The 22,409-nt window shown below is 30.5% G+C and carries 18 protein-coding genes and 2 pseudogenes; 3 read left to right on the forward strand and 17 right to left on the reverse strand.

All coding sequences use genetic code 11. The features are described from left to right. Positions 1-263: 263 nt before the first annotated feature. From HMPREF2701_RS04885 to slmA (HMPREF2701_RS04935), 12 genes are all read right to left on the reverse strand, one after another. A complete protein-coding gene (locus tag HMPREF2701_RS04885; protein ID WP_070482328.1) occupies positions 264-884 on the reverse strand; it encodes a TIR domain-containing protein in 621 nt (206 codons plus the stop codon). Further along, entirely contained in the window at positions 884-2,296 is a 1,413-nt protein-coding gene (locus tag HMPREF2701_RS04890; protein WP_070482330.1) for an SIR2 family protein, read from the reverse strand. The genes HMPREF2701_RS04885 and HMPREF2701_RS04890 overlap by 1 nt, the downstream gene beginning before the upstream one ends. A gap of 14 nt (positions 2,297-2,310) precedes the next feature. Then, positions 2,311-3,477, reverse strand: a complete 1,167-nt coding sequence (locus HMPREF2701_RS04895; protein ID WP_049479798.1) for a toll/interleukin-1 receptor domain-containing protein — start codon at positions 3,475-3,477, stop codon at positions 2,311-2,313. Between the two features lie 57 nt (positions 3,478-3,534). Beyond that, a complete protein-coding gene (locus HMPREF2701_RS04900) occupies positions 3,535-3,813 on the reverse strand; it encodes a hypothetical protein (protein WP_033680282.1) in 279 nt (92 codons plus the stop codon). A 369-nt stretch (positions 3,814-4,182) separates the two neighbouring features. Beyond that, positions 4,183-4,779, reverse strand: a complete 597-nt coding sequence (locus HMPREF2701_RS04905) for a response regulator transcription factor (RefSeq protein ID WP_070482333.1) — start codon at positions 4,777-4,779, stop codon at positions 4,183-4,185. Further along, positions 4,760-5,950, reverse strand: coding sequence for a sensor histidine kinase (locus HMPREF2701_RS04910; protein WP_261674414.1), 1,191 nt, complete (start codon positions 5,948-5,950; stop codon positions 4,760-4,762). Before HMPREF2701_RS04910 ends, HMPREF2701_RS04905 begins: the two co-directional genes overlap by 20 nt. A gap of 464 nt (positions 5,951-6,414) precedes the next feature. Continuing rightward, complete coding sequence (locus HMPREF2701_RS04915; protein WP_070482335.1) at positions 6,415-8,433, reverse strand: FtsX-like permease family protein; 2,019 nt, start codon at positions 8,431-8,433, stop codon at positions 6,415-6,417. A gap of 10 nt (positions 8,434-8,443) precedes the next feature. After that, the gene (locus HMPREF2701_RS04920; protein WP_070482337.1) at positions 8,444-9,178 is read right to left on the reverse strand and encodes an ABC transporter ATP-binding protein; all 735 of its coding nucleotides are present in this window, start codon (positions 9,176-9,178) and stop codon (positions 8,444-8,446) included. Between the two features lie 259 nt (positions 9,179-9,437). Further along, positions 9,438-9,902, reverse strand: a complete 465-nt coding sequence (gene tnpA, locus HMPREF2701_RS04925) for an IS200/IS605 family transposase (protein WP_070482339.1) — start codon at positions 9,900-9,902, stop codon at positions 9,438-9,440. Positions 9,903-10,254: 352 nt separating this feature from the next. Next, positions 10,255-10,431, reverse strand: a complete 177-nt coding sequence (gene slmA, locus HMPREF2701_RS11220; protein ID WP_186821219.1) for a salivaricin M family lantibiotic — start codon at positions 10,429-10,431, stop codon at positions 10,255-10,257. 75 nt (positions 10,432-10,506) lie between these two features. Next, positions 10,507-10,689: a salivaricin M family lantibiotic gene (gene slmA / locus HMPREF2701_RS11495; RefSeq protein WP_000649491.1), complete on the reverse strand. Its 183-nt coding sequence runs from the start codon at positions 10,687-10,689 to the stop codon at positions 10,507-10,509. A gap of 456 nt (positions 10,690-11,145) precedes the next feature. After that, positions 11,146-11,328 carry a salivaricin M family lantibiotic gene (gene slmA, locus HMPREF2701_RS04935; RefSeq protein ID WP_001029875.1) on the reverse strand — a complete coding sequence of 61 codons (183 nt, stop codon included), beginning with the start codon at positions 11,326-11,328 and terminating at the stop codon, positions 11,146-11,148. Positions 11,329-11,475: 147 nt separating this feature from the next. On the opposite strand from slmA (HMPREF2701_RS04935), the pseudogene HMPREF2701_RS11500 reads away from it, so the two are divergent. Beyond that, a pseudogene (locus HMPREF2701_RS11500) lies at positions 11,476-12,007 on the forward strand (IS66 family transposase); the annotation flags it as partial. A 202-nt stretch (positions 12,008-12,209) separates the two neighbouring features. On the opposite strand, the gene HMPREF2701_RS10690 reads toward HMPREF2701_RS11500, so the two are convergent. The 3 genes and pseudogenes from HMPREF2701_RS10690 to HMPREF2701_RS10700 form a co-directional block, all read right to left on the reverse strand. Then, the gene (locus HMPREF2701_RS10690) at positions 12,210-14,336 is read right to left on the reverse strand and encodes a peptidase domain-containing ABC transporter (RefSeq protein ID WP_083281732.1); all 2,127 of its coding nucleotides are present in this window, start codon (positions 14,334-14,336) and stop codon (positions 12,210-12,212) included. A 291-nt stretch (positions 14,337-14,627) separates the two neighbouring features. Next, positions 14,628-17,582 carry a type 2 lanthipeptide synthetase LanM gene (gene lanM / locus HMPREF2701_RS04955; RefSeq protein ID WP_070482341.1) on the reverse strand — a complete coding sequence of 985 codons (2,955 nt, stop codon included), beginning with the start codon at positions 17,580-17,582 and terminating at the stop codon, positions 14,628-14,630. Between the two features lie 386 nt (positions 17,583-17,968). Next, positions 17,969-18,212: pseudogene (locus tag HMPREF2701_RS10700) on the reverse strand (XRE family transcriptional regulator); the annotation flags it as partial. Positions 18,213-18,650: 438 nt separating this feature from the next. Between HMPREF2701_RS10700 and HMPREF2701_RS04960 the strand changes: the two are divergent. Beyond that, positions 18,651-19,901: a hypothetical protein gene (locus HMPREF2701_RS04960; protein ID WP_070482343.1), complete on the forward strand. Its 1,251-nt coding sequence runs from the start codon at positions 18,651-18,653 to the stop codon at positions 19,899-19,901. Between the two features lie 3 nt (positions 19,902-19,904). Here HMPREF2701_RS04960 and HMPREF2701_RS04965 read toward each other — a convergent pair whose 3' ends face one another. Next, positions 19,905-20,477: a hypothetical protein gene (locus tag HMPREF2701_RS04965; protein ID WP_070482345.1), complete on the reverse strand. Its 573-nt coding sequence runs from the start codon at positions 20,475-20,477 to the stop codon at positions 19,905-19,907. Positions 20,478-20,569: 92 nt separating this feature from the next. Here HMPREF2701_RS04965 and HMPREF2701_RS04970 point away from each other — a divergent pair, with 92 nt between their 5' ends. Further along, on the forward strand, positions 20,570-21,466 hold the full coding sequence (locus tag HMPREF2701_RS04970) for a tyrosine-type recombinase/integrase (protein ID WP_070482347.1): 897 nt from the start codon (positions 20,570-20,572) through the stop codon (positions 21,464-21,466). Positions 21,467-21,835: 369 nt separating this feature from the next. Here HMPREF2701_RS04970 and HMPREF2701_RS04975 read toward each other — a convergent pair. Next, positions 21,836-22,409 (reverse strand): zeta toxin family protein (locus HMPREF2701_RS04975; RefSeq protein ID WP_261674415.1); only part of this gene is annotated, 574 nt, incomplete at its 5' end.

Here is a 22,409-nt window from a genome sequence, read left to right on the forward strand (position 1 = left end):
ATTGTGTCCACAATATCCCAAAAATCATATCGCCAGCTGACTAAAACCTTCCAGTTTTGATAGCTAACGATAAGATAACTTGGTGACTCTGCCCCCAAACCCCCAGAGAAAAATCTTAGTTGGATTTTTTAAAGTTGAAAAAAGTATATCAGAGGAAATTTGGAAAAGTTATCACAGGAGAATGAGAGGATGAAAAAAGAGCCTTTCGGCTCTTAAAAAGTTGAACTTATCTCAATAGCAGAATTATCTACAAGGATTGTTTATTACATCCTCTTAGCTATATTGAACTCATCTAATCGTTCTCTTTTGTCTTTGGCATTCTGTATATATTGACTATAATTTTCTTTGAAATCGCTCAAACTTACTAAAGAAATATAAGAATCGTGCTCATCATCATAAAGATCATTACATGGATTTTTCTTATAAGCCGACTTAATATTTAGCATGTTCTTTCTAGCTAAATTATCAAAATATTTCAAAGACCTACACGACTTAGTCTGCTGACAATGTTGACAATAATGAGTACTATCATCTAGTACCTTATATTTAGCTTCATCAGTATAAACAGCTATCACACCATTTGTTCTGTTATTTTTTCTATCCTCTAAAGAATACCTTAGTTCATCATAAAGCCAATCATCATAATTTCCAAGCCAATTCTTTCTATAAGAAACAGCCTCTGGAGTTAATAATACAATTGTAACCGATGTATCTTTTAACTTCTCATATAGATATTCCTGAATAATGTTCTCACTCATTTGACTTCTATCAACATCTTCTGATCTATTAATTACCTCAGTAGATTCATCAAATAAATCAACTAGTTCATCTTTAATCTCTTTTCCATCACTAAAACGGAACGAAATAAATATTTTGGTTGCCATTATCGTACCTCATTGACAATTTTATCAATCGTGGAAAAAACTTTAGTGAAATCCTTTTCAGTCTCCAAAGTTTCCCAGTAATTATCTAAATAACTATATTCTCCTGATTGTTTCATCTCATCAAAAATTTCTTTTGCAGCAAATCCAGTAGAGGCAATCGGAATGATTATCTTTCCTTTTTCTTTAGCTATTTGAAATTCCTCCATCATGCCTGAAGCAAGTTCTACCTTACCCTCAACTAGCTTGTTACCAAATATAAATATACACACCCCTGACTCACTAATCATTTGTTCACGGTTCTCGGTCCAACGTTCTTTTAACGATTTCTCTCCATTGGCATTTTGTGGAAAAGGAAACAAACCAAGGTGTTCAGCCACATGTCTATATTTAGTTTTATAAATTTGATCCAGCGCACCGTTAATAACACTGCTTCCTATCCCCAGTCCAAACCCTGATATTATTTTATAATCTTTTGAAATAAGAAAACTAGATAAATCATAGCAGTATTGATTTACCTTTTCTTCACTCCAATTCTCATTATAATCTGATATACTACCTGAAATGAAGATTGTATTTTTTAAGTACTCCTCCTCAATTTTTTGTATCAAGTCAGATATTTCAGAATAATCATCTACTAGAACGGTCTCTATTCCATATCTCTGTAAATCTTTGATTTTTAAATCTTGTTTTATTTTAGCGTAATTATATCCTTCGATGTCTGCGTCATAGTCTCTCTCTAACACTTGTTTTTGAATACAATAATGTTCTCTCTTATTATCTCCCAGCAAGACATTTACCTTCCCCAGAATAGATTCTAAATTAGGATCTTCAAAACCAAAACCTACAAATAAAAATGTTTTAGAAACTAAGTCACCTCGTAAAGCTGTTACAAATAAAGAGTTTTTATCACTATATCTTTCATAATCATCTTTTGAAATAACTGCATCGTTAGGTGAATCTACATCACCATGCATCTTATAAACAATGGCATCGCTATCACGAATACTAATTGCTAAATCATCTATCTTTCTCTTTATATCTCCTCTACGATTGTTTTTCTTTAAACCGTTTTCAATTACGTTATCATAGTTTGTCGTCCAATAGGTAGAAATGGGTAGTCGTGTTAGTAAATTCGTTACTTTTGTTTCTGCTTCTTGACTAGAAAATTGATAAACTATTTCCTGATTTACAGAACCTCGATTTCCCATTTTAGAATTGATATAATATTGAGTCAATCCCACTAAATCTGACTCTTTATCAATATCTAAATCAATCTCATCCGCAAATGGCTTTACGAGCTTTTTCCAGTTAACAAATCCTGCGTCAACTGATGTTCCTGCGCCAGCAAAAACTGCCGCATTGCTATCTTGAACAGCTTTCGTAAATTTTTTAATAAATTGCTCTTTCCTCATCTTGAATCCTTCTATTATTTTTTATTCTCTTTCCATTTAGTAAATGGAATATCTGACTGTCCATGATTTTTAACCATAAAATCTTCAGAAAAAAGTAATTTTGGATATTTAAAGTAGAACTTTGGAATAATTGTTCTATCTATTTTTTCTGAAAAATAGATACATATTTTCTTTCCAATTGCATCTGCATATCCCAATTCCCAAGCACACCACTGAGAATTAAGTGTCTTACTTGAAAAGTACAAAACAAATACATCCGATTGTTTTATACGCTCTTTGATAATATCGACTGTTGAAGTATTACACCATTCTCGTTTCAGATCGTATTTATCATTAACCCAGTCAATATATACGACTTGGCCATTTTTGTTTAGTTTTTTATAAAAGGTTATAATTTTTTCTTCATCTTTAGAGTTATGTGAAAGAAAGATATCAAATTTTTTTATCTTTTCTAGATCATCAATGTATAACCTCTTCTTCAACTCTTCTGGTCCTTTCCTATTTGTTACTATTTCATTATCAATAAAATTTGTTTTTCCTTTCTTTTTTCTACTCAATCTAAACGGTAGAGATAAACTTTGAAAGTACGACTGAACTTCTTTTTTTAGCGATTGATTTCTTACATGACCATTTATTGCATAGAAAAAATTATGAACTTCCTTTGAATCATACTTCGAAAGTTCTCTAATGATTTCTAATCTTTCATGTAAATCATGTGTTTTAAAAAATCTTTTGCGATAATGTTCCAGATAAGAGGGATTTATTTCTTGGATATAATCTAATGATTTTTTTCTTTTTATAGTTTGCAGCTTTAATTTTGCTAAAGATTTTTTTCGAATTTCATCTGCCTGAGTTTTTCTCTGTTCAATACTCAAAATATTTTTTCTTACTCGTCTTCTTATATATTTAGACGTTTCAAGAATAAAATCATTAGTTTCTAAAGACATCCTTTTACTCTGAATTTTAACTAAATTTTTTTTAATAATACGTTTACCATACCAATAGTTTCTCTCTATTATCAGTCTAGAAATTTTATCAGGAAACATATAAATAAATTTTTTAACATAATCTTTGTTGGAAAATTTTGCTGGCATAGCTTCTATGGTCATATTATGAGCCAGTTTAAACTCTTTTTGCAATTTTATATAAAATTCATTATATTGTCTCATTACTTTGCCCATATAATCTGCAACCTCATAATAAATATTTACTGTTTTATAACTCCTCTACGGAAATTATTACAAATTCCCTTTTTTAATTTGGTACTCTTCTGCAACAAGAGAAGCCGTTTTATTATCGTACCTTTCACTATCGTAATAGAAAAAATAAGGAACCTGATAACCATACCACACTTTCAATCCTGTTTCCTTTTCCAATAATTCACAGAACTCCGTTGAATATTTCTTACAAAACATTGAAGTCAATATTTTAAATTGATCTTCAAATATTATTCCTCTGTTTTGAAACTCTATAACAATCCCCTCAAATTCTTTGCCTAATATTGCTCTTAATTCCATAGTTTTCACCTATTCTTTCTATTTGATATTAACATAAAACATGACTGATTAAAATTTTCTCAATTTTTCTTCCTCCGCCCCTCAACATCTCTTTCTCTACCTGACTCCACTCGCCAAACAGTAAGTCTTGAAGAATATCTGCTGCTGAAGTCTTAACATCCATTGAATCATATACGTAAGTTCAATTTCATTGATAAATTTAAATGCACTTAAAGATGCCTTATTGTTCCAACTGTCGTATGTTTTCAAAGAGATTGTTCACTATTAGAACATAATGCTCTTTTTTAAGAGTAAGAGTAATTTCTTTCGCAACCATCCTCACTCAAATTTGATTAAAGATTTCTAAACAATAGGACAATAACTTATCAATTATTCGGGAGAAAAGTAACCTAACTGTTCCGCGACATGAATAGCTTCCTGTCTACTGGATACTCCTAATTTTGAAAAGATATTTGCAAGATGATTCGAAACCGTTCGCTTACTCACATAAACCTTTGCACAAATATTATCTATACTTAGACCATTTCGAACTAATTCTAATACTTCTATTTCACGTGAAGTTAAAACATCTACCACTACTTCATCTGAAAAAATCTTTCTACCCTGATAAATTTCTATCAAGTTTTGAAGTAACTCCACTGGAGCAATACTCTTATCCAAAAATCCCCAGGAACCCATTATCTTAGCACGATACTCATACATTTTTTTACTATATCCAGTTAAGATAACAATTTTAGCAGAACATCCATTTTTAATAATCGTTTGAGCTAAAGATAGCCCATCCTCCTGATACAAACTAGTCAAGTTTATGTCAATCAGAATAATGTCATATTCATCATAAGGAAAATCCAAGACAGAAGAAAAATCATCCATCAAATCTACCCTTTCAATATCCTCTGATAATTCCAAAATCAGTTTAATACTCTGACTAAACAATTTATGATCATCAATCAACAAAATTTTCATAACATAGCTCCTTATCAATCGGTAGTTCAATAACAATACGAAAAATACCATTCTCATTTAAAGTATCCATTTTACCACCTAAAATACTTAATTTATTTGCCATATTTTTCAAGCCATATCCCAGAGAATGATCTTTGGTAGAAATCGATTTATTTTCAGAAACTATAAAAATAACATCCTGTTTTATCTTGATTTCTAAAGAAATCTCTCCTTCTTGTGAATATTTGACCGCATTAGTAATTAACTCCTCAACAAAACGATAGACAATTTTATCATAGGGTGTCATTAAAGAAAATTTAGGTGGAAAATATACCACTACTGAACTTTCTTTATTATATCTTTTCTCAATCCTTTCGATAAGAGCCTGATATTTTTTTGATAGAGGCTCATCTACTTCACTCATAGGCTGGTAATAATCCATTCGTTCTCTGATTCGTTGCACCAGTTCTTCAGTAACAAGATTTATTTGATTCCCAAACATCTCATTTTGACTATAAGCATTGAAATTCTTAACAGCCATTACACTTTGTAAAATTTCATTATGAAGAAATTCTGAAAATTGCTGTTCTACAAACTCATTAGAAAGAAGATGATTAACCATTCTATTTCTCTTCAAAAATAGAATTTCCAGATAATCTTTCGCATTTCTCATATCAGATACGTGAAACAATCGAATACATTCTTCGGCAACAATAGCCATAATAAGCAGAACTATATTTAAAATTAAAAAACTTATATTCAAATCAAGTTGAAAACCAATAAACGAAAATAGTAATAATACTCCTATTAGGAAAATTAAGCGTGTAAAAGCCTTTAAATAAGAAAATTTTAATTCATCAATCTTCTTTTTAAAGGACGTAAATATCGTCTTGAAATGTAAAAAAGTTAGGATAGATAATACTTCAACATACCAAAACAAATTTAGAACACTCGCTCCTGTTGTATTAACATACGATACAATATAGGAAATAGGTAAGACAACCGACAAAATCATGACATTTCGTTTTTGATAAGTTAGCACTTTTCGCAACTCTATTTGATAAAAGAGTAATAAAATTAAAGGAACAAATGTAAGGAAAAAGGTTGTGAAAAGCGATAAGAATAGAAACAATGGAAAATGGATAAAGTAAGAAAAAGTGGTAATGATGGTTAAAGCTAGTGAAACATTCATCAATTCTTCCCCAATCTTCTCACCTAGTAAAATTATCGAAAGAGAACTATAAACCAATAAAAATGAATTAATTGGATTCAGTATGTCAAAAAATGCAACAAAGTGTTACTTGTTCCTTGTTGAAAGATGGCTTGCCAACTGATCAAAGCTAGCAAAAAGATAGTCCATAATTTTAATTCACTATGTCGAAAGGTAGTAAAGTTGCAAACATAGCTGGACACAATCAACAAAATCACAAGTATTACGGAGAACTTTTGCGTGAGACCACTTGCATAATAAATAGGAACTCTATAGTATATGTAGAACATCAAGATCAAGTGATTCAGCAAAGTTAATTGCCACAACCATAATGAATGATTAGAAATGATTTTTACAATTTTTTTCATCATAATCATCTCCCTCTATTTTATAAGTATAGTATAGCATAAAACTAGAATACTATTTAACAGTATCCTAGTTTTATGCTAATTTTTATCGAGAATATGCCAACTTACTTTATAAGTTATAACTAAGTAAATTAGAAAGAGGAGAGCTGCCACTCCTAGATAGGTCACATCAATTGTGATAGTTGTATTGGCAAAGTTTTCAAAGTAACCTAATAAGGACTTGCTTAGAGAAACCGCTAATGGAACAGCAAGTAGCAAGGGAACAAAGAAGTAACTTATAATTTGATGAATAAGTATTTTCTTATTTTGTTTTTTCTTATTTCCCAATAGATATAAGATACGATAATCATTAATGCTGTCTAGTGCACTAGTTGAGATTTGTAGAGATAAAATGCTAAGTGAAATAATAATAAACACAACACTAATAAATATCAATACTAGTACAATGACTCCCATAAAACCTATATAAAGCTCAGATAATCTCACCTTACTTTGATAAGTGAAGTCATTTAGTTCTGCACCATCCACCGTAAAGTAATGCTTATCAACCCACTCTTTCAAAAATGTTTCAATTTTTCTTTTATCAATATTTTCTTTATATTTAACCACATAAGTTGTAAAGTCTTCGTTCAATTCTTTAATAACTTTATCTGGTACAATAAGAGTCCCCGAATCATTTAATCCTACTGAAGAAAGAAAATAAACAGTATCTAATGGTTGGGACGATGCCAATTTTAAAGAATAACCGCCAATCGATAAATCTTTCGTTTGTAGTAAAAATTCTTGGATTTGTTTACTGGTTCCTTTGTAATTGGCATTTACTAGATAGCCATCATCAGCTAAGTCAATATCTTTTTTGCCTTGTAGTTTTCTTAGATGATTATAAGCTGAAATCCCTAAAATATGGACTTTTGAATCAGGTAACCCTTTATCGTGCTCCCATAACTGACTAGTATCTATTATATCTTTATAAGTCAAATCACTCGTAAAAGTTGAATAAACATATTCTTCTTTTACGACATCAAAATCAAAGCCGCCTGCTTGTAATCTATCTTTTACACTCTCGTTTCCATAATGAAACTCATTACCTCTATATAAATTGACTTGTAAATCATAAGGGGCATAACGATTCAACTCATGGTTCATGGTTGTGTATGAACTGCCACCAAACACTAGTAAACTAAAAGCCAAAGTCAAGGTCATAGATAGTACTGCTAGCGTTACAGAATTGCTGTCCGCTTGTTTGGAAAATTGGCGGATTTTAAATGAGTTTAATTTATTATAATAGAATGAAGATACTTTCTTAATAACTCCAAGTAAGAAATTACTTAAGGTGTTGTAAAATAAAATGACAAAGATCACTAAAATAGATACTAATAAAACTCCCCAGTTTTTCAAAATGGATAAGTGATGATAATCAGAAAAATAAATACTACCAGAGATGATAACAATACTTGAAATAATGAAAATTAACAATTGTAAAATAGAATTTTCTTTAATAATTCGTGATTTTTCAATTCCGTTTTCTTGAATTAAGCTAATGATTGTTTTCTTTCTAAATTTCAAAATGTCCATTAAACCGACTATTAAACTAGTTACCACATAGGAATAGCCCAACAGAGAGAGTGACTTAGGATCTAAAAAGAATAGATTTCCAAAATAATTTGCCATAAAAAACTCAGAAGCAATGTGAGCAAGTAGAATAAGTAAGATTAGCCCAAAAGTAAATCCTAGAACTAAAGCAAAGATATTTACTAACATCGTTTCAAAGAATAGCGTTCCGATAATTTGGTATTTTTTCATTCCAAGTGTTGAATATAACCCGAGCTCTTTTTGTCGTCTCCCTAAAACAAAATTTGTAGAGTAAACAATAAGAAAGGCGACAGTACCGAGTATCAAATATGAAATAAGTCCCATGTACTGGCTCATGATTGTCGTCAACATTTCTTTTGCACCCGATAAGCTCTGCATGACAGGATGACTTGGAAGAGCATTAAAGGCGTACAAAAGACTATAAATCAAAGCAAGACTTAAAAAATAAATCGTATAGGTTTGTAAGTTTCTAAATACATTGCGTAAAATTAACTTTGGGTACATAGCTCCCCTCCTATCTTGTTCGTCTGTATATTTCTTCTAGGTATAAGTCGTTTGATAGTCCATTCCGCTCAATATCATCGATAATCTGTCCATCACTGAGAAGAACCATTCGAGACGAATATTTAGCAGCAGCAGGATCGTGAGTAACAAGTAGAATAGTTATTTCAAACATTCGATTAATTTCTTGTAAGAGGGACATGAGATTTTCTGAGTTAGCAGAGTCAAGAGCTCCTGTCGGTTCATCTGCAATCAAGAGTTTGGAATCATCTATTAACGCTCTAGCTGTTGCGACACGTTGACGTTGCCCACCTGATAATTGATTTGGAAATTTATTTTTTAAATTTTGAATAGCTAATTTACCCAAAACATCATTAATTTTCTTTTGATATTTTCTAATGGATTTTCCTTGAATTTGAAGTGGTAAAATTACGTTTTCATAAACTGTTAAGGTCTCTACCAGATTATAAGATTGAAAAATATAAGAGATATTCTTAGCGCGATAATCGGCTAATTGGCTTTCTTTTGCTTGAATCATATCAAAATCTTCAAAAACAATACTGCCCGAATCAGGTTTATCAATAGTGGATATACAATTCAATAAAGTTGTCTTTCCACTACCACTAGCCCCCATAATGGCTAAAAATTCACCCTTATTTACTGAAAGGTAAATATCAGATAAGGCATGGACTAAACTTTCGCCTTCTCCAAATGTCTTATTTAATCCTGTTACTACTAGTTGTGGCATTATCGTTTCCTCCATTTCTTTTATATAATTATTATAGTTTGTAGAAAAATCTATTTCATGAGTATTTCGTGCAGAATTGAGTCGTAATTTAGGCTTCTTGTCTTTTTCTAGGGCACAATCATGACCACCCGTCTAACGGGTGGTTTGAACCAGGGCTATAAGCCCAAATTACCAGCCAGCGCCTAAAGACGCTGGCTTTCACGTTGTTCAAGCCTTATTGCTCTTGACTCGTCACTTGCCTCTTAAAGAGGCTTTAGTATTACTTACCACTATCCCTAAAGGGATCCTCATATTCTTTTACACTCAATTTATCTAGTGCTATATTATGCTTTTCCTGCTCTTGAATATACTTCTTAATTGTGGCTTCATTGAGTCCAACCGTACTCACATAATAACCTTCCGCCCAAAAATGCCGATTCCCAAACTTATACTTTAGGTTGGCGTGTTTGTCAAACATCATGAGTGCACTTTTACCTTTTAAATACCCCATGAAACTTGAAACACTTATCCTTGGTGGAATACTGACTAACATATGTACATGGTCTGGCATTAAGTGACCCTCGATAATTTCAAATCCTTTATAACTACACAAGCGATGAAATATTTCTCCTAAACTACTTCGATATTGATTATAGATTACTTTTCGTCTATACTTAGGGGTGAACACAATGTGATACTTACAGTGCCACTTTGTGTGCGATAAATTATGTGCCTTTTGTGCCATATTTTTCTCCTTTCGCTTTACAATTGGCTTGAACACCTTTAGTGTATCGCGTTTGGAGTTTTTTGGGTATAACCTTCGACGCGCACCCGCACAGCGAGTGGTTTGTTTGTCTCGCACCTAGAGGAGCGAGACGGACTGAAAGTCACATAATAAAAACCAATACTCCTCAAGAGCATTGGTTAGAAATCATAGTGATAAAACCAATCTATCCACTATTGTTTATCATTACGTCTTTTCATAAAGTAGACAATACCAATGATGAATACTCCTAATACAAGTACAGGAGCATAAAATTCAAGCGTTCCAATAATTCCTTCCATTCTATCCTCCTTTAAGGTACAATTCACCTCTTTTAACCACAACTTACATGTGGTGCACTACATTCAAAGGAATATGTAACTATCCATCCGCAATGACCATGAAGGGTCAAAGTAATAGCAGTATACAAACCTGCAGCAGATTTCCCACCAAGTTCTTGGTGATTAATTTCGTAATCCAAAGTATCAATACCGTGATCTTCTTTTTTCATTACATTACCTCTTTTAATATATCATTTTTATTGTATATTGTCAATAATAAATAAAGGAACATCTATGTTTAGTTTCTAACAGTGAACATTATTACTAGTACACTCATAAGAACATGTGAAGCATAGACCACATCTTCCAGCTAGTGTCAATTTAAAAGCAGTATACCATCCACCCGACCCCGATTTACCAGCGATCTCTTGGTTACTAACTTCAAATTCAAGTGTATCAATTTCATTTTTGAATTCATCACATTTCATAGTTTCACCTCATAATTCTCCCTTATTACTATCAACAATAATCAGCTTTCAAACATTCAATTAAATCCTATTTCCCACCAGGAAAATCTTTGGTTCACATAAACAAATTACGTACATTATTATAGTGGATTGAAACTAGAATAATACACTCCAGCTACTAAAATATTTTTAGCAATTAATTTAACTTGCCCAATCGATTTGTTCACATCTTATTTTAAAATACTGTAAATTATTTTTGTTATATAGAGCTAGTATTTCTTCGTATTGAAAATAGAAATTTAATTAGTGCCAGTGTATAAACTTGCCCAATATAATGTACGAATTTTCTATTGAGATAAATATGATTTACATTTTTAACATATCATCCTCAAGATGATTTAACAACACATTTTAATTTCAATTTATAAGTAACTAAAGATTAGTACAGATATTATTGAGCAAGCATAACACTAAATTTTATCCACATTTGACATTATTACTTGTGCATTCAAACGAACCAGTAAACCAGTTCCCACAACGTCCTGCTAATGTCAACTGAATCGCTGTAAACCAACCAGAACCTGATTTCCCAGCAAGTTCTTGATTGGCAACTTCAAAGTCTAGAGAATCAATCACTGGACGTTCAGCATCCTTTGCCATAGGCTTATTCCTCCTTTTTTCTTTAGATGATCATCTTTACAATAATTAGTATACAACTTAATCTTAACTACGTAATGAGTAAATCGTGCAAAAGTTGTAAGTTTCTCAAATTAACTATATTTTTTAAAATTTTTTAAAACTAAAAACTCTAAGCAGGCAGATAAATCATCGTTAGGTGCTAAAGGTTTAGCTTATTGTAATTCAGTTATTTTCTTTAGAGAGACTGGAAAGACTTGTCAGTTGATGAACGCTTACAGAAACGTCAAGAAGATCTCCAACCCTTAATGGAATACTTCTTTGCTTGGTGTCTACGGCAGTCAATTTTACCTGGTTCAAGACTAGGACGGGCAATTGAATACAGTCTCAAGTATGAAGAAACCTTTAAGATAATCTGGAAAGACAGGCATCTCGTCCTTTCCAATAATCTAGCTGAACACGCCATTAAATTATTGGTTATGGTACGTAAAAATTGGTTGTTTTCTCAAAGTTTTGAAGGAGCTAAAACAACAGCTTTTATTATGAGCTTGTTGGAAACAGCTAAACGCCATCAATTAAATAGTGAGAAATATATATATCCTATCTTCTAGAATGTCTTCTAAATGAGTAGAATCTCGTAAACAAAGAGCTTTTAGAGGATTATTTACCATGGACAAAAGTTGTACCAGAAAAGTGCAAATAAGAAATCTCCAGATTAGGAACTATCAGTGAGTTCTCTAGTCTGGAGATTTTTTAATATATTTCGTTATTGGACGATTACACTATAATAACATAAATTCAACTATTATAAAATTAATAGTAAAATCCAGCTAAAGTTATCTAAATATGAATTATAGCTGATTTCTCTATTTTTCTACTCAATAATAACTTTATATCAATAAAAGCTATGAATTATCTAATTGATATAATTTTCGATAAAGCCCTCTTTCTCCTTGTAGTAATTCTTGATGGTTTCCCTGCTCTATAATTTTTCCTTTTTCCATCACAAAAATTTTATCTGAATCAATAATTGTAGATAGCCGATGTGCAATTACCACAATCGTAATGTTCTGTTCTTTAAATTTTTGCATAATTTCTTTCTCATTAACATTGTCTAAATAACTTGTTGCCTCATCCAATAATATTATTTTAGGTTTTTTTATAAGTGCTCGAGCTAAGATTATTCTCTGCCTTTGACCTCCAGATAAATTCATCCCCATCTCTGATACTAACGTATTGTACCCCATAGGCATCTCCATAATATCATCATGAATATTCACCAACTTACACACTTCTTCCATTTTTTCTTGTGATACAGACGAACTTCCAGCGATATTTTCAAATATCGTCTTATTAAAGAGTGTCATATCTTGTGGAACAATACCAATTTGTTGTCTTAAATACTGTTTATCTAGACTATAATATTCAAAGTTATCAAAGAAAATTTTTCCAGTAGTTGCAGGAAATAAGCCTATCAACAATTTTGAAAGTGTGCTTTTCCCAGAACCTGATGTACCTACGATTGCTATTTTTTCTCCTTTATGAATTTCAATATTAATATTCGATAAAACTCTTTTACTGTCTTTAGTATATGAAAATGATACATTTTTTAGTGAAATAGATCCATTCAAATCATGTTTAATATTGCCATTTGCTTCGTGTTCCTCCTCTAAAATTTCTACAATACGAGATAAAAACGTCTTACTATTATAAAATGCTACAATAGTATCAAAGATACTATTCACTTTACTAAACAATACAGTTGATAAAGAGTATATCACAAACATCCCCCCTAATGGATTTTCTAATTGAGGGTGTGGCAATAATGTAACTATTAATAAAATAAACGGTGATATAAAAGTGATTATTGTAAATAATGAATTTACCAATCCTGAAAACATCTCACTGTATTTATATCTATGTAAACATTTATCGAAATATTCCTTCCACTGCTTATATGTTTGTTCTTCAAAACCTTCCATTTTTATTCCCATCATAGAATAAATCATCTCAATTTGTTTATTCTGAAGATTGTTTTGGGAAATTACAAATGATTTATTCTTTTGTTCGATGTTCTGTCTAGTAACTAGCAACAATAATAAATTTATTAACAGTAGTAATAATGCTAAGACTGCAATAGAAAAATTTATGTATGAGAAATAAATTAGGATAAAAACTCCCAATCCAACATCCAACACACCTAGAACTACTTGATTAGTGAATAACTGTCTAATTCTTGTCAAACCATTTATAGAATAAATTAAATCGCCACTGCTTCTCGTAGAAAAGAATTTATATGGTAGCCCAAATAAACTTCTGATCACATTAATATTCAACCTTTTATCTATATCATTTGTCAAATTAATAGAAAGATAGCGTTGTCCAAACATAATTGCAAAATATAGAAATGTAAATATAACGAAATTAATGACAATATTCGATTGGTTTATACTAACTCCTGTAGAAACTTGGTTGAAAACTTGTTGCAACCAAATTGGTAAAACAAAACTAACTGTATAACTTGCTAATGTCACTAACAATAGTGGTATAAAATAATTCCAAGACTGCCATAATTGTCTATAAACTATACTATAATTCTCCCTAGATTTTTGTTTTGTTACTTTATCACTACTCATAACACTAATAAGATATTCCGAGAATCCTTCGGAGAATTCACTGAAACTATACTTTAATTTCCCAAGTTCTGGGTCAGCTACCCATACAAACTTAGATGTTACTCTCTCTATTACAATAAAATGTTTACTTTCCCATAATGCAATAGCTGGAGTTTTTATCTTTTTGAAAGTATCCATTCTATCTTTTGGGAAACGAAATGATTTAATAACAAATCCCATCCCCTCTAAAAGTTCAATTAAATTCTGAAAACTTGTACCATCTCTACCTGTTTCTTTAATACTTCTTAAATCTTTTACAGAGATTTCATGATTATAATAGCTTGATACCATCGCAACACAACATAAACCACACTCCGTTTTTTGATGTTGTTCAATAAAAGGAACTTTATTTTTCATACTCATCTCCTATTAATATAAAATAATAAGAATTCTAAAATATCAATTTTTAATTCAATTATTTAAAATTTTATTGGCATGACAGAGTCGAAGAAATAACTATGAGTTAGTTCTTCGACTTTCGAATCCTAAAACTTATAAAACTGTTAGTCACTCAGTTACATACGCCGTATAACTTCTGTATTGACGATAAGATATTTTTGGAGAATTATACAACAGTCAGAAGATCATATCAAACTATTCGAAAATACTCACTCATCGTGAGAGGTTTTACGTCCCTCTACCTCAATTTTAGTTTAGAAGTAGTACATTGTTCAGCATTGCTCTTCCAGTCTCATAATTAGCCATCAATATTCCCAGTTCTCCTGTAAGAATTCCCCAATCATCACAATCATAAGTTAATTTATCCAGCAGATATAATTCACTCTCGGACAATATTTTTTTATTTATTTCAGAATTATCTCCTATAATAGAAGACATAATTGTCAAATTGCCTACATTACCATGACAGATAGAATTTTCTATATTTAATCTTTGATTCAATATTTCAGTTACATAATATCGGACTTCTTCTTCTAAATATTGATCTGGAAATTCATTTACCATGAGATAGTGTTTAGCCTGTACGATTCCTACAATTCCATTACACCAAGAATAGTACTTAGCATTTTTTCTTAAAGGTACAATCTTATCCGTTTTTAACTGCGAACGCTCTTTATTCAAATAATCTTGTATGCAAAATATTATGTTATTCTTCTCTATCGATTCTTCATTACACAATTTAGAATATTTGAACAATTGTGTAATAACTCCATAGTTTCCATGTGCATATCCTGGGTCATTTTCCATCCAATATCCTTGTTTCTTATATACTTCAATTAATTTCTCTACAATTTCTTCAGACATCACATGTGCTAATTGTACAACTTTAGAACTATGCACCATAACTTCTTCGATTTTTACAAGTACAGCCAGAATTCCTGCAAGCCCCCCTATAATATCTAGATTGTCAAATTTTCTAACATCATTATACGTGGATAGCAAGATGTTATATATAAACTCTTCTGAATTGTCAACTGTCTTTATTCCTTTCTGTCTTAGCACACATGTAACATACAAATAGCCGTAAATACCAGTAAAAGCTCCTAATTTAGAAAGAGGGAAATTCCCTTGACAACTTTCAATGTAATTATTTGTATAGTCTATAACACCTCGTAAAATTGATTCTAGTCTGTCATCCTGTATACTACTAATTCCTAAAATCATACCTGATGTACCACCATATAAATTATAATCCATTGGTGAAATTTCATAATTTTTATTCATGGCCAACATATTTAACCAACTAATTTCATCATTGAATTCTAGTTTCGCAGATAAAATACGTTCAATAATATTTGAACTTAATTTTTTTAATAGCTTTCTTCCTTTAAGTTTCTTATTTTTTATAAATAATTCGCTTCCCATAAAAGCCATATTTATAATTCTTTGTTGACGAAGCAAATTTTCTTCTGATAGACTACATATTCTCTTTGATATATTTTTAATGATGCTATCTCCCTCCAAAGAATATATTCGAGAATGAAGTCCATTATAAATCTCATTACTAGATGAACTAGTGTAAAAAATTGGTACATCTCCTTTTCTAAGTTGATTAATTTCATCTTTAATCATACTTTTATCAAACTCATTGTCAACATTACCATATTCTAACATTCTAAGCATATACATTTCGAAATCATATTTATTTCTTAATAAATCTGGATGATGGCTTGTTTCTAAAAACTGAATATATATATTTGTATTTCTATAAATATATCTTGTCTCACAATTTTCAAAGTATTTCATAATCATTTTTTGAACTTTGTTCCTATTTTTTAGAATGATCCTGTAAATTAATTCAAATCCATACAAAACATTTTCTCTATATTCTTTACACGATACAGTCTTCCCCATATATCTTACAGTACTTGGGAAATCTTCTATCTCCTTAAATACCTTCTCAATTCTAATTTCATCTGTACCAATATTAGTTAATTGATGTGTTTGGTAAGGAGATTCTCTTTTTTCTCCTGAATTTAATGCTCCAATTTCCATTCCTTTATCATTATTTACAGAATAGAGAGTCATAGGTAAGATACCCACGCTATAAACAGAGTCAGTTACTACATCATACATTCTCTGGATACTAGAATCTATACTTTCCTTCTCACTAAAATGTAAAATAGTTTCATTATCAATTAAGTACGGATATGATTCACACGATAAAATATTCTCGCCATGATAGTCTTTTGCACCAAATATATGCAAAAAAGCCAAAAGCATTCCTATGTTTTCGTAGTACATTTCTACATCATGACGTGAGTTACATTCTTTTACTTCTACAAATTCGACAAAACTATAACTACTTTTACTAAGTGTTCGAGGAAGAAATAAAACATTTGGTAGACTGAATTGTGATGCAAATTCTTTAGAAAATAAATCTAAGTTGACGTCTACAGACATATTTCTTGGTTTATAAACTATTTTCCTCTTATTATTCAGTTCTAAAATACAAACACTCTTACCGTTAGAATGAGTATCTCCTGCATTAAATTTTATATTGGATAATTTTAAATTTTCAAATCCAAAATATTTTTCTATATCTGATAAATTCATTTCAAAATTTGTAATTATTTCTTTCACATAATCAGATATATTTAAAAGTTTCCTATCTAATAATTCATACAATACTGGATATTTCTGATAAAACTCCAATATATAATCTCTGCTTTTTAATAAAGTGTCTATAAAAAAATTGTAACGTTTTTCAGAATCATCTCCTATTAAACGTGATGAACGTCTTAAATCATTAATTTCTAATACAACAGTACGATAACTAATATTCATACACATTTCAAAAAACATTGACTCTATTTCAATCAAAAACTTTTCTTTATTCTCAACAGAAACTATGCTATTTAAGTACATAGATAGTCTATTTATATACTTGTAACAAAGTGGCTTATATAAAGATAACCAATGAATTCTAATTTTTAAATTTTCACTAGTTTCGTATGATTTCCAAGAATTATCACTCAGTTGTTGAGCAATGTATTCTCTCCCTAGTTGTTCATATTGTTTATGTTTCCTCTCCCACTCTTGGAGATTATTTTCTGTATTAGAAGTCAAAAACCGATCCAACTGTTCCTCATCACTAATATTATCACTAAATAATTTCAGCCATTTTTTAGATATATTAGACATAATAAATTCCTCCTTGCTTCCATAATGTTAACATATTTTAAAATATTTTAAATGAGTAATATATGCACTTTTTAAATATCTCTCCTCTTTTGATATACAAACTTTTCTTTATTTAATTGATTTATAAACTTATTCATCTTAAATACAATTTTTTCATATCTATCGCTTTCTAATTATATCTGGATACCTAATTTATTCAACTCCTTTTCAACAACATAAATGACAATTTTCTCAGGTATATTCAATTTTGAAAGCTTCAACTTCGATTCTTGCTTGTTTTCAACTGAAAGCAGTAAATATTCTGCTACTTGATTTAATATTGATATTCTTTCTCACAAAACATTGATTCTCAACTCAGACTCTGTCAGTTCATGAACAAACTCATCATTTCTCTCATCATCAAAGGGAATGTCTTGATAACGATAGAGACAAGATAGGAGACTTTGTTCCACATTTCTTGACAATCTCCATTTTTAAAGTTAATTCATAATCTTCAACTGGATTCAACATTTCTTCTTTCCCCACAATATCGACATAGGATACGTTGAACTTCTATCAAATAGCATCTATCAGCTCAGTTGAAAGTGGACTTGTACCGTTCTAGTAACTACTAAGCCTATTACGTGAAATACTCCCAATTCATGCAAATTCTGGTTGTGTCATGTCATGTGTCTTTCGTAAAGATTTGATATGGTCTCCTATCAGGGCAATTTATTTTTACTTGAAAATACTATCATATCATTTAGAATTTTAAAAAAAACTGATTCAAATTCAATAGAGGGTATAGTTATAAAATTGAAATTTTTCGTGCTAATCCTATGAAATCTCGATTTTCTAATAAATTTGTACTTATTTTCTTCATACTATATAAATATCTCGTTGTTGTAAGTTTGTAATTGACTCAAAAGTATTAGATATAATTTCAAAACAGTATTTTAAGCTATAGTTGATCAATATCAGAGTTTGCTATTTAATGTTAAGTAAAAATTCATTATACAATTCAAGCTACTGAAGATGAATTTATGGTATACTAGTGATAATAAATTGTTATCGGTAGGAGAATGACATATGGATAATAAAACATGTTTTGTTGTTATGGGATTTGGTACAAAAAAGATTCCAAATACTAATATTGAAGTAGATTTAAATTTCGTCTATAACGAGCTTATTAAACCAACAATCATTTCAAAGAAGCTAACATCTGTTTATGGTCAAGAGCAATTCAGGGCTGATGAGGTATATACAACACAAAGTATAACAAAAACATTCATTGAGGGAATATTTAAGGCCGATATTGTGATAGCAGATATTACAACTTTGAATCAAAATGCAATCTATGAATTAGGATTACGTCATGCTATGAAACCCAAATCAACTATTATATTGTGTGATAATCATACTGCTCAAATAAAGTTTTTTGATATCCAAGATTTACCTCAAATTAGATATGATTCTGATAAATTAAATGAGTATTCGGAATTTAAAAGAATACAGAAGTTACTATCAAGTTATATTGATAACGCAAAAAATTCTGATGATGACTTTATCGATAGTCCTGTTTTTCATTCAAATTTGTACCATGTTATTAGCAATTCTTTAACATCTTCTCAAAGTAATACTACCACATCTAATTCACAACAATCATGGAGTGAATTAACTAAAATAGCTAATGCTTTAAAAGATTCTCAACAATATGTAGAGGCTGAAATAATATATAAACAAATCTTAGATAGCGGGTTTGTTGACGATGAAATAGTTGCGGGTTATCTTCTATCTTCATATAAAAAAGATGAAACAAATCTCAATAACCTAAAAGATTCTCAACAAAAATTAATTCCATATCTTGATATAAAAACAACAACTTTTCATAAAATTTTAGGCATATATGGAGCAATTTATTTGCGTATCTTCTATATTACGAAAAATAAAAATGACTTACTATCTGCAATTCACTTTTATCGTCTAGGTATGAATTATGAAGATAATAATATTTATTGTGCCAGAAATTATTGTGCCAATTTATTAAAAATTGCAGATGTAGAGACAGACATAGAGGTTATCAAAGAGCATTACTATACTGCTAAATATACCGCAAAATATATCTTAGGGTCACTGTCTACGTTAGTTCGTAAATCTAGCGAATATGACGATATTTGGTTGAAATCTAATCAAGAAGAATTGTTATTTATTTCAGGTTTAATTTCCGACTTAAAAATTGATATTACTGGACTGACTGATAGACAGTCTAAAACAATTCGAGAAGGTAGAGAGATATTAAAAAAAGATTTATCAAAAATACGCTTACTGATAAATGACTAGATTTTAATAAGTATGTTCCCCATCTTTTACAAATTTATATTTTTGTTCAACCATAGTTTTCCACTCTTGGAGGCTCTTTTGAAATTCATCTGAATGTAAATAGTGAAGGATTTCGTCTTTTGTGTTCAATTCGAATTCTGGAGCTGTAATTGAATATTCGCCTTGCTTTAAAATCCCTTCCTTTGTTATATTTTCTTGTGGAATTGTTAACATGGGAAGTCCAAAGGTGAGAGCTAAAATCCCTTCAATGTGACAATAAACACTAGTTATCCACTTGTTTTTTAAGTGGATTTCTTTTGATGCAAAAAAGTCAGGATTTATTTCTGCATCCTTTTTTCTAACTCCTTCATTAATAAATGTTTGACCAAATGCTAAAACAATAATACCATAGCTTCTTTGTATCATTTCCCGTAAAGAAGTCATCACTTCATATGGAGAGTATTCAGCAGCTTGTAATGTAACGCATTCAAAACCACTTTGCTTTAACAATTTTGTAAATTCCTTGATAAAAAAGCTTTGATGTTGAGTAAAAGGGTTTGGTCTACTCAGAAATATCTGTATTTTGTTTTCACTCATAGAAAATTCTCCTACCGATAACAATTTATTATCGCTATACAAAGCACCTAAATAGGTTTATAATAGCATGATTATCGATAAAGGAGATTTTTATGGATTATAAACTTATTTCTACTTACTTAGATTATTGCAAAACTCATAAGCGTTTGAGTTCGCACACGATTCGCGCTTATAAGAATGATCTTATGCAATTTTATAACTCAGACTATGATAATGTCGAATCCTATATAGAACAGTTGACACGATCTAATATAAAAACGAATACATTAAGAAGAAAAATTGCTTGTATGAAGGTGTTTTATAACTATCTAAAATACCAGAACATAATTGAAGAGAATCCCTTCAATCAATTGCGCTTTCAATTTAGAACTGAAAAAGTATTGCCTAAAACGATTCCGTATGACATTCTGAAAAGCATTTTTATATATTTAGAACGGAAAGTAATTGTATCTAAAACTGACTATCAAAAACAACACGCTGAAAGAAATCTACTAATTATTTCACTTTTACTTTCAACAGGCATTAGAATTTCTGAACTTTGCCACATTCATCTCAAAGACATTAATCTGTCCAATAAGACACTCCATATTATAGGAAAGGGTAAGAAAGAACGTATCCTATTTTTAGGAGATCAAAAAACATTCAATTTATTAGAAACATATATAAATAAAACAAGAAATGAATCCAATGATTTCTTGTTCCCAGGGAAACATTCACTTAAACCATTGTCAGAGCAAAGTGTACGTTTAGTTTTAAAGAGAGTCGTTGAACAAAACAGCTTATCTAGAACTATTACACCGCATATGTTTAGACATAGCTTTGCGACAATGCTTCTAGATAGTGATGTAGATATTCGATATATTCAACAAATTCTTGGACATAGTTCTATATCAATCACACAAATCTATACTCACGTATCTCATTCAAAACAAAAAGAAATACTTAGTTCTTTTAATCCCGTATCAGTAATTCATTCTGAAATCGAGTAAGAGACATTTCCAAAGTCTACAGTTCACTTCATCTTAAATTAATTTTTGTAGTTCGATTTTAGTTAATAGATTTTATGCTCAACAAAAGCAAAAAACATATAACACTTCACTTTGAATCAGCATTTATACTAGATTCCGTATTAAGAACTCCATAATTGTTTTTCTAAAAATATAACTTTCAAATATCCTTAAATATAGATGAGGAAAAACTCAATCTCAGAAGAAAATGGAGTAAATCTTCCCACAAGAAAACGCATAATTTCAAGTTTTCAACACCTGAGACTATGCGTTTTTTGGTTCTAAAAAATTTTCTCCCACCTTAAACAACTAACAAAAGTTATAAGTAGACTATATTTTAAAACTCATGATCTAACAACCATTTCGATTAGTTAAATCTTTCAATCTTTCTTCTCCAGATTTAAGCATCTCTTTCTCGACCTGACTCCACTCCCCAAACAGTAAATCCTGAAGAACTGTTGCTGCTGAAGTTGTATTTTCTCTCGAATCATATACACAACTTCTATCTCGTTGGTAAATTTGAATTCTTTCAAAGATAGCTAGTTCTTCCAATTGTCGTGTATTATCAACTAGATGATTTACAATGAAATCATGATGTTCTTTTGGAGTTGCGCGTGCTTGATTTGGATTGATAGCGTATAGTTCTTCGTATCGGATAAGGGTGCTCAGATAGGACAGCTTAGGCTTTGTTGCAATTAAGGCTAATTGTACCTCATACCCCTTATTTTTCAAGAGTTTTGCTGTTTTATTTGGAACATCAACTGTTCGTAAAGTTCCTTCTATCAAAAGATTGTATCCCAAACTACTCAATTTTGTTACTAAAGACTCTACCATTTTCCCTGCGAAATCTTTGGTGTATTCAACGCTATCTTTGCCATATTCTTGCTGCAGTTCTAAATAGTGTGGATGCTGAGAACGAAAACTA

Origin of the sequence: Streptococcus sp. HMSC077D04 (assembly GCF_001808785.1) — a bacterium.
Classification (GTDB): Bacteria; Bacillota; Bacilli; order Lactobacillales; family Streptococcaceae; genus Streptococcus; species Streptococcus mitis_BX.

Coding starts and splice junctions, on each gene's coding strand:
- HMPREF2701_RS04885 (WP_070482328.1), bottom strand. CDS start 884: ATGGCAACCAAAATATTTATTTCGTTCCGTTTTAGTGATGGAAAAGAG.
- HMPREF2701_RS04890 (WP_070482330.1), bottom strand. CDS start 2,296: ATGAGGAAAGAGCAATTTATTAAAAAATTTACGAAAGCTGTTCAAGAT.
- HMPREF2701_RS04895 (WP_049479798.1), bottom strand. CDS start 3,477: ATGGGCAAAGTAATGAGACAATATAATGAATTTTATATAAAATTGCAA.
- HMPREF2701_RS04900 (WP_033680282.1), bottom strand. CDS start 3,813: ATGGAATTAAGAGCAATATTAGGCAAAGAATTTGAGGGGATTGTTATA.
- HMPREF2701_RS04905 (WP_070482333.1), bottom strand. CDS start 4,779: ATGAAAATTTTGTTGATTGATGATCATAAATTGTTTAGTCAGAGTATT.
- HMPREF2701_RS04910 (WP_261674414.1), bottom strand. CDS start 5,950: ATGAATGTTTCACTAGCTTTAACCATCATTACCACTTTTTCTTACTTT.
- HMPREF2701_RS04915 (WP_070482335.1), bottom strand. CDS start 8,433: ATGTACCCAAAGTTAATTTTACGCAATGTATTTAGAAACTTACAAACC.
- HMPREF2701_RS04920 (WP_070482337.1), bottom strand. CDS start 9,178: ATGCCACAACTAGTAGTAACAGGATTAAATAAGACATTTGGAGAAGGC.
- tnpA (WP_070482339.1), bottom strand. CDS start 9,902: ATGGCACAAAAGGCACATAATTTATCGCACACAAAGTGGCACTGTAAG.
- slmA (WP_186821219.1), bottom strand. CDS start 10,431: ATGAAAAAAGAAGATCACGGTATTGATACTTTGGATTACGAAATTAAT.
- slmA (WP_000649491.1), bottom strand. CDS start 10,689: ATGAAATGTGATGAATTCAAAAATGAAATTGATACACTTGAATTTGAA.
- slmA (WP_001029875.1), bottom strand. CDS start 11,328: ATGGCAAAGGATGCTGAACGTCCAGTGATTGATTCTCTAGACTTTGAA.
- HMPREF2701_RS10690 (WP_083281732.1), bottom strand. CDS start 14,336: ATGAAAAATAAAGTTCCTTTTATTGAACAACATCAAAAAACGGAGTGT.
- lanM (WP_070482341.1), bottom strand. CDS start 17,582: ATGTCTAATATATCTAAAAAATGGCTGAAATTATTTAGTGATAATATT.
- HMPREF2701_RS04960 (WP_070482343.1), top strand. CDS start 18,651: ATGGATAATAAAACATGTTTTGTTGTTATGGGATTTGGTACAAAAAAG.
- HMPREF2701_RS04965 (WP_070482345.1), bottom strand. CDS start 20,477: ATGAGTGAAAACAAAATACAGATATTTCTGAGTAGACCAAACCCTTTT.
- HMPREF2701_RS04970 (WP_070482347.1), top strand. CDS start 20,570: ATGGATTATAAACTTATTTCTACTTACTTAGATTATTGCAAAACTCAT.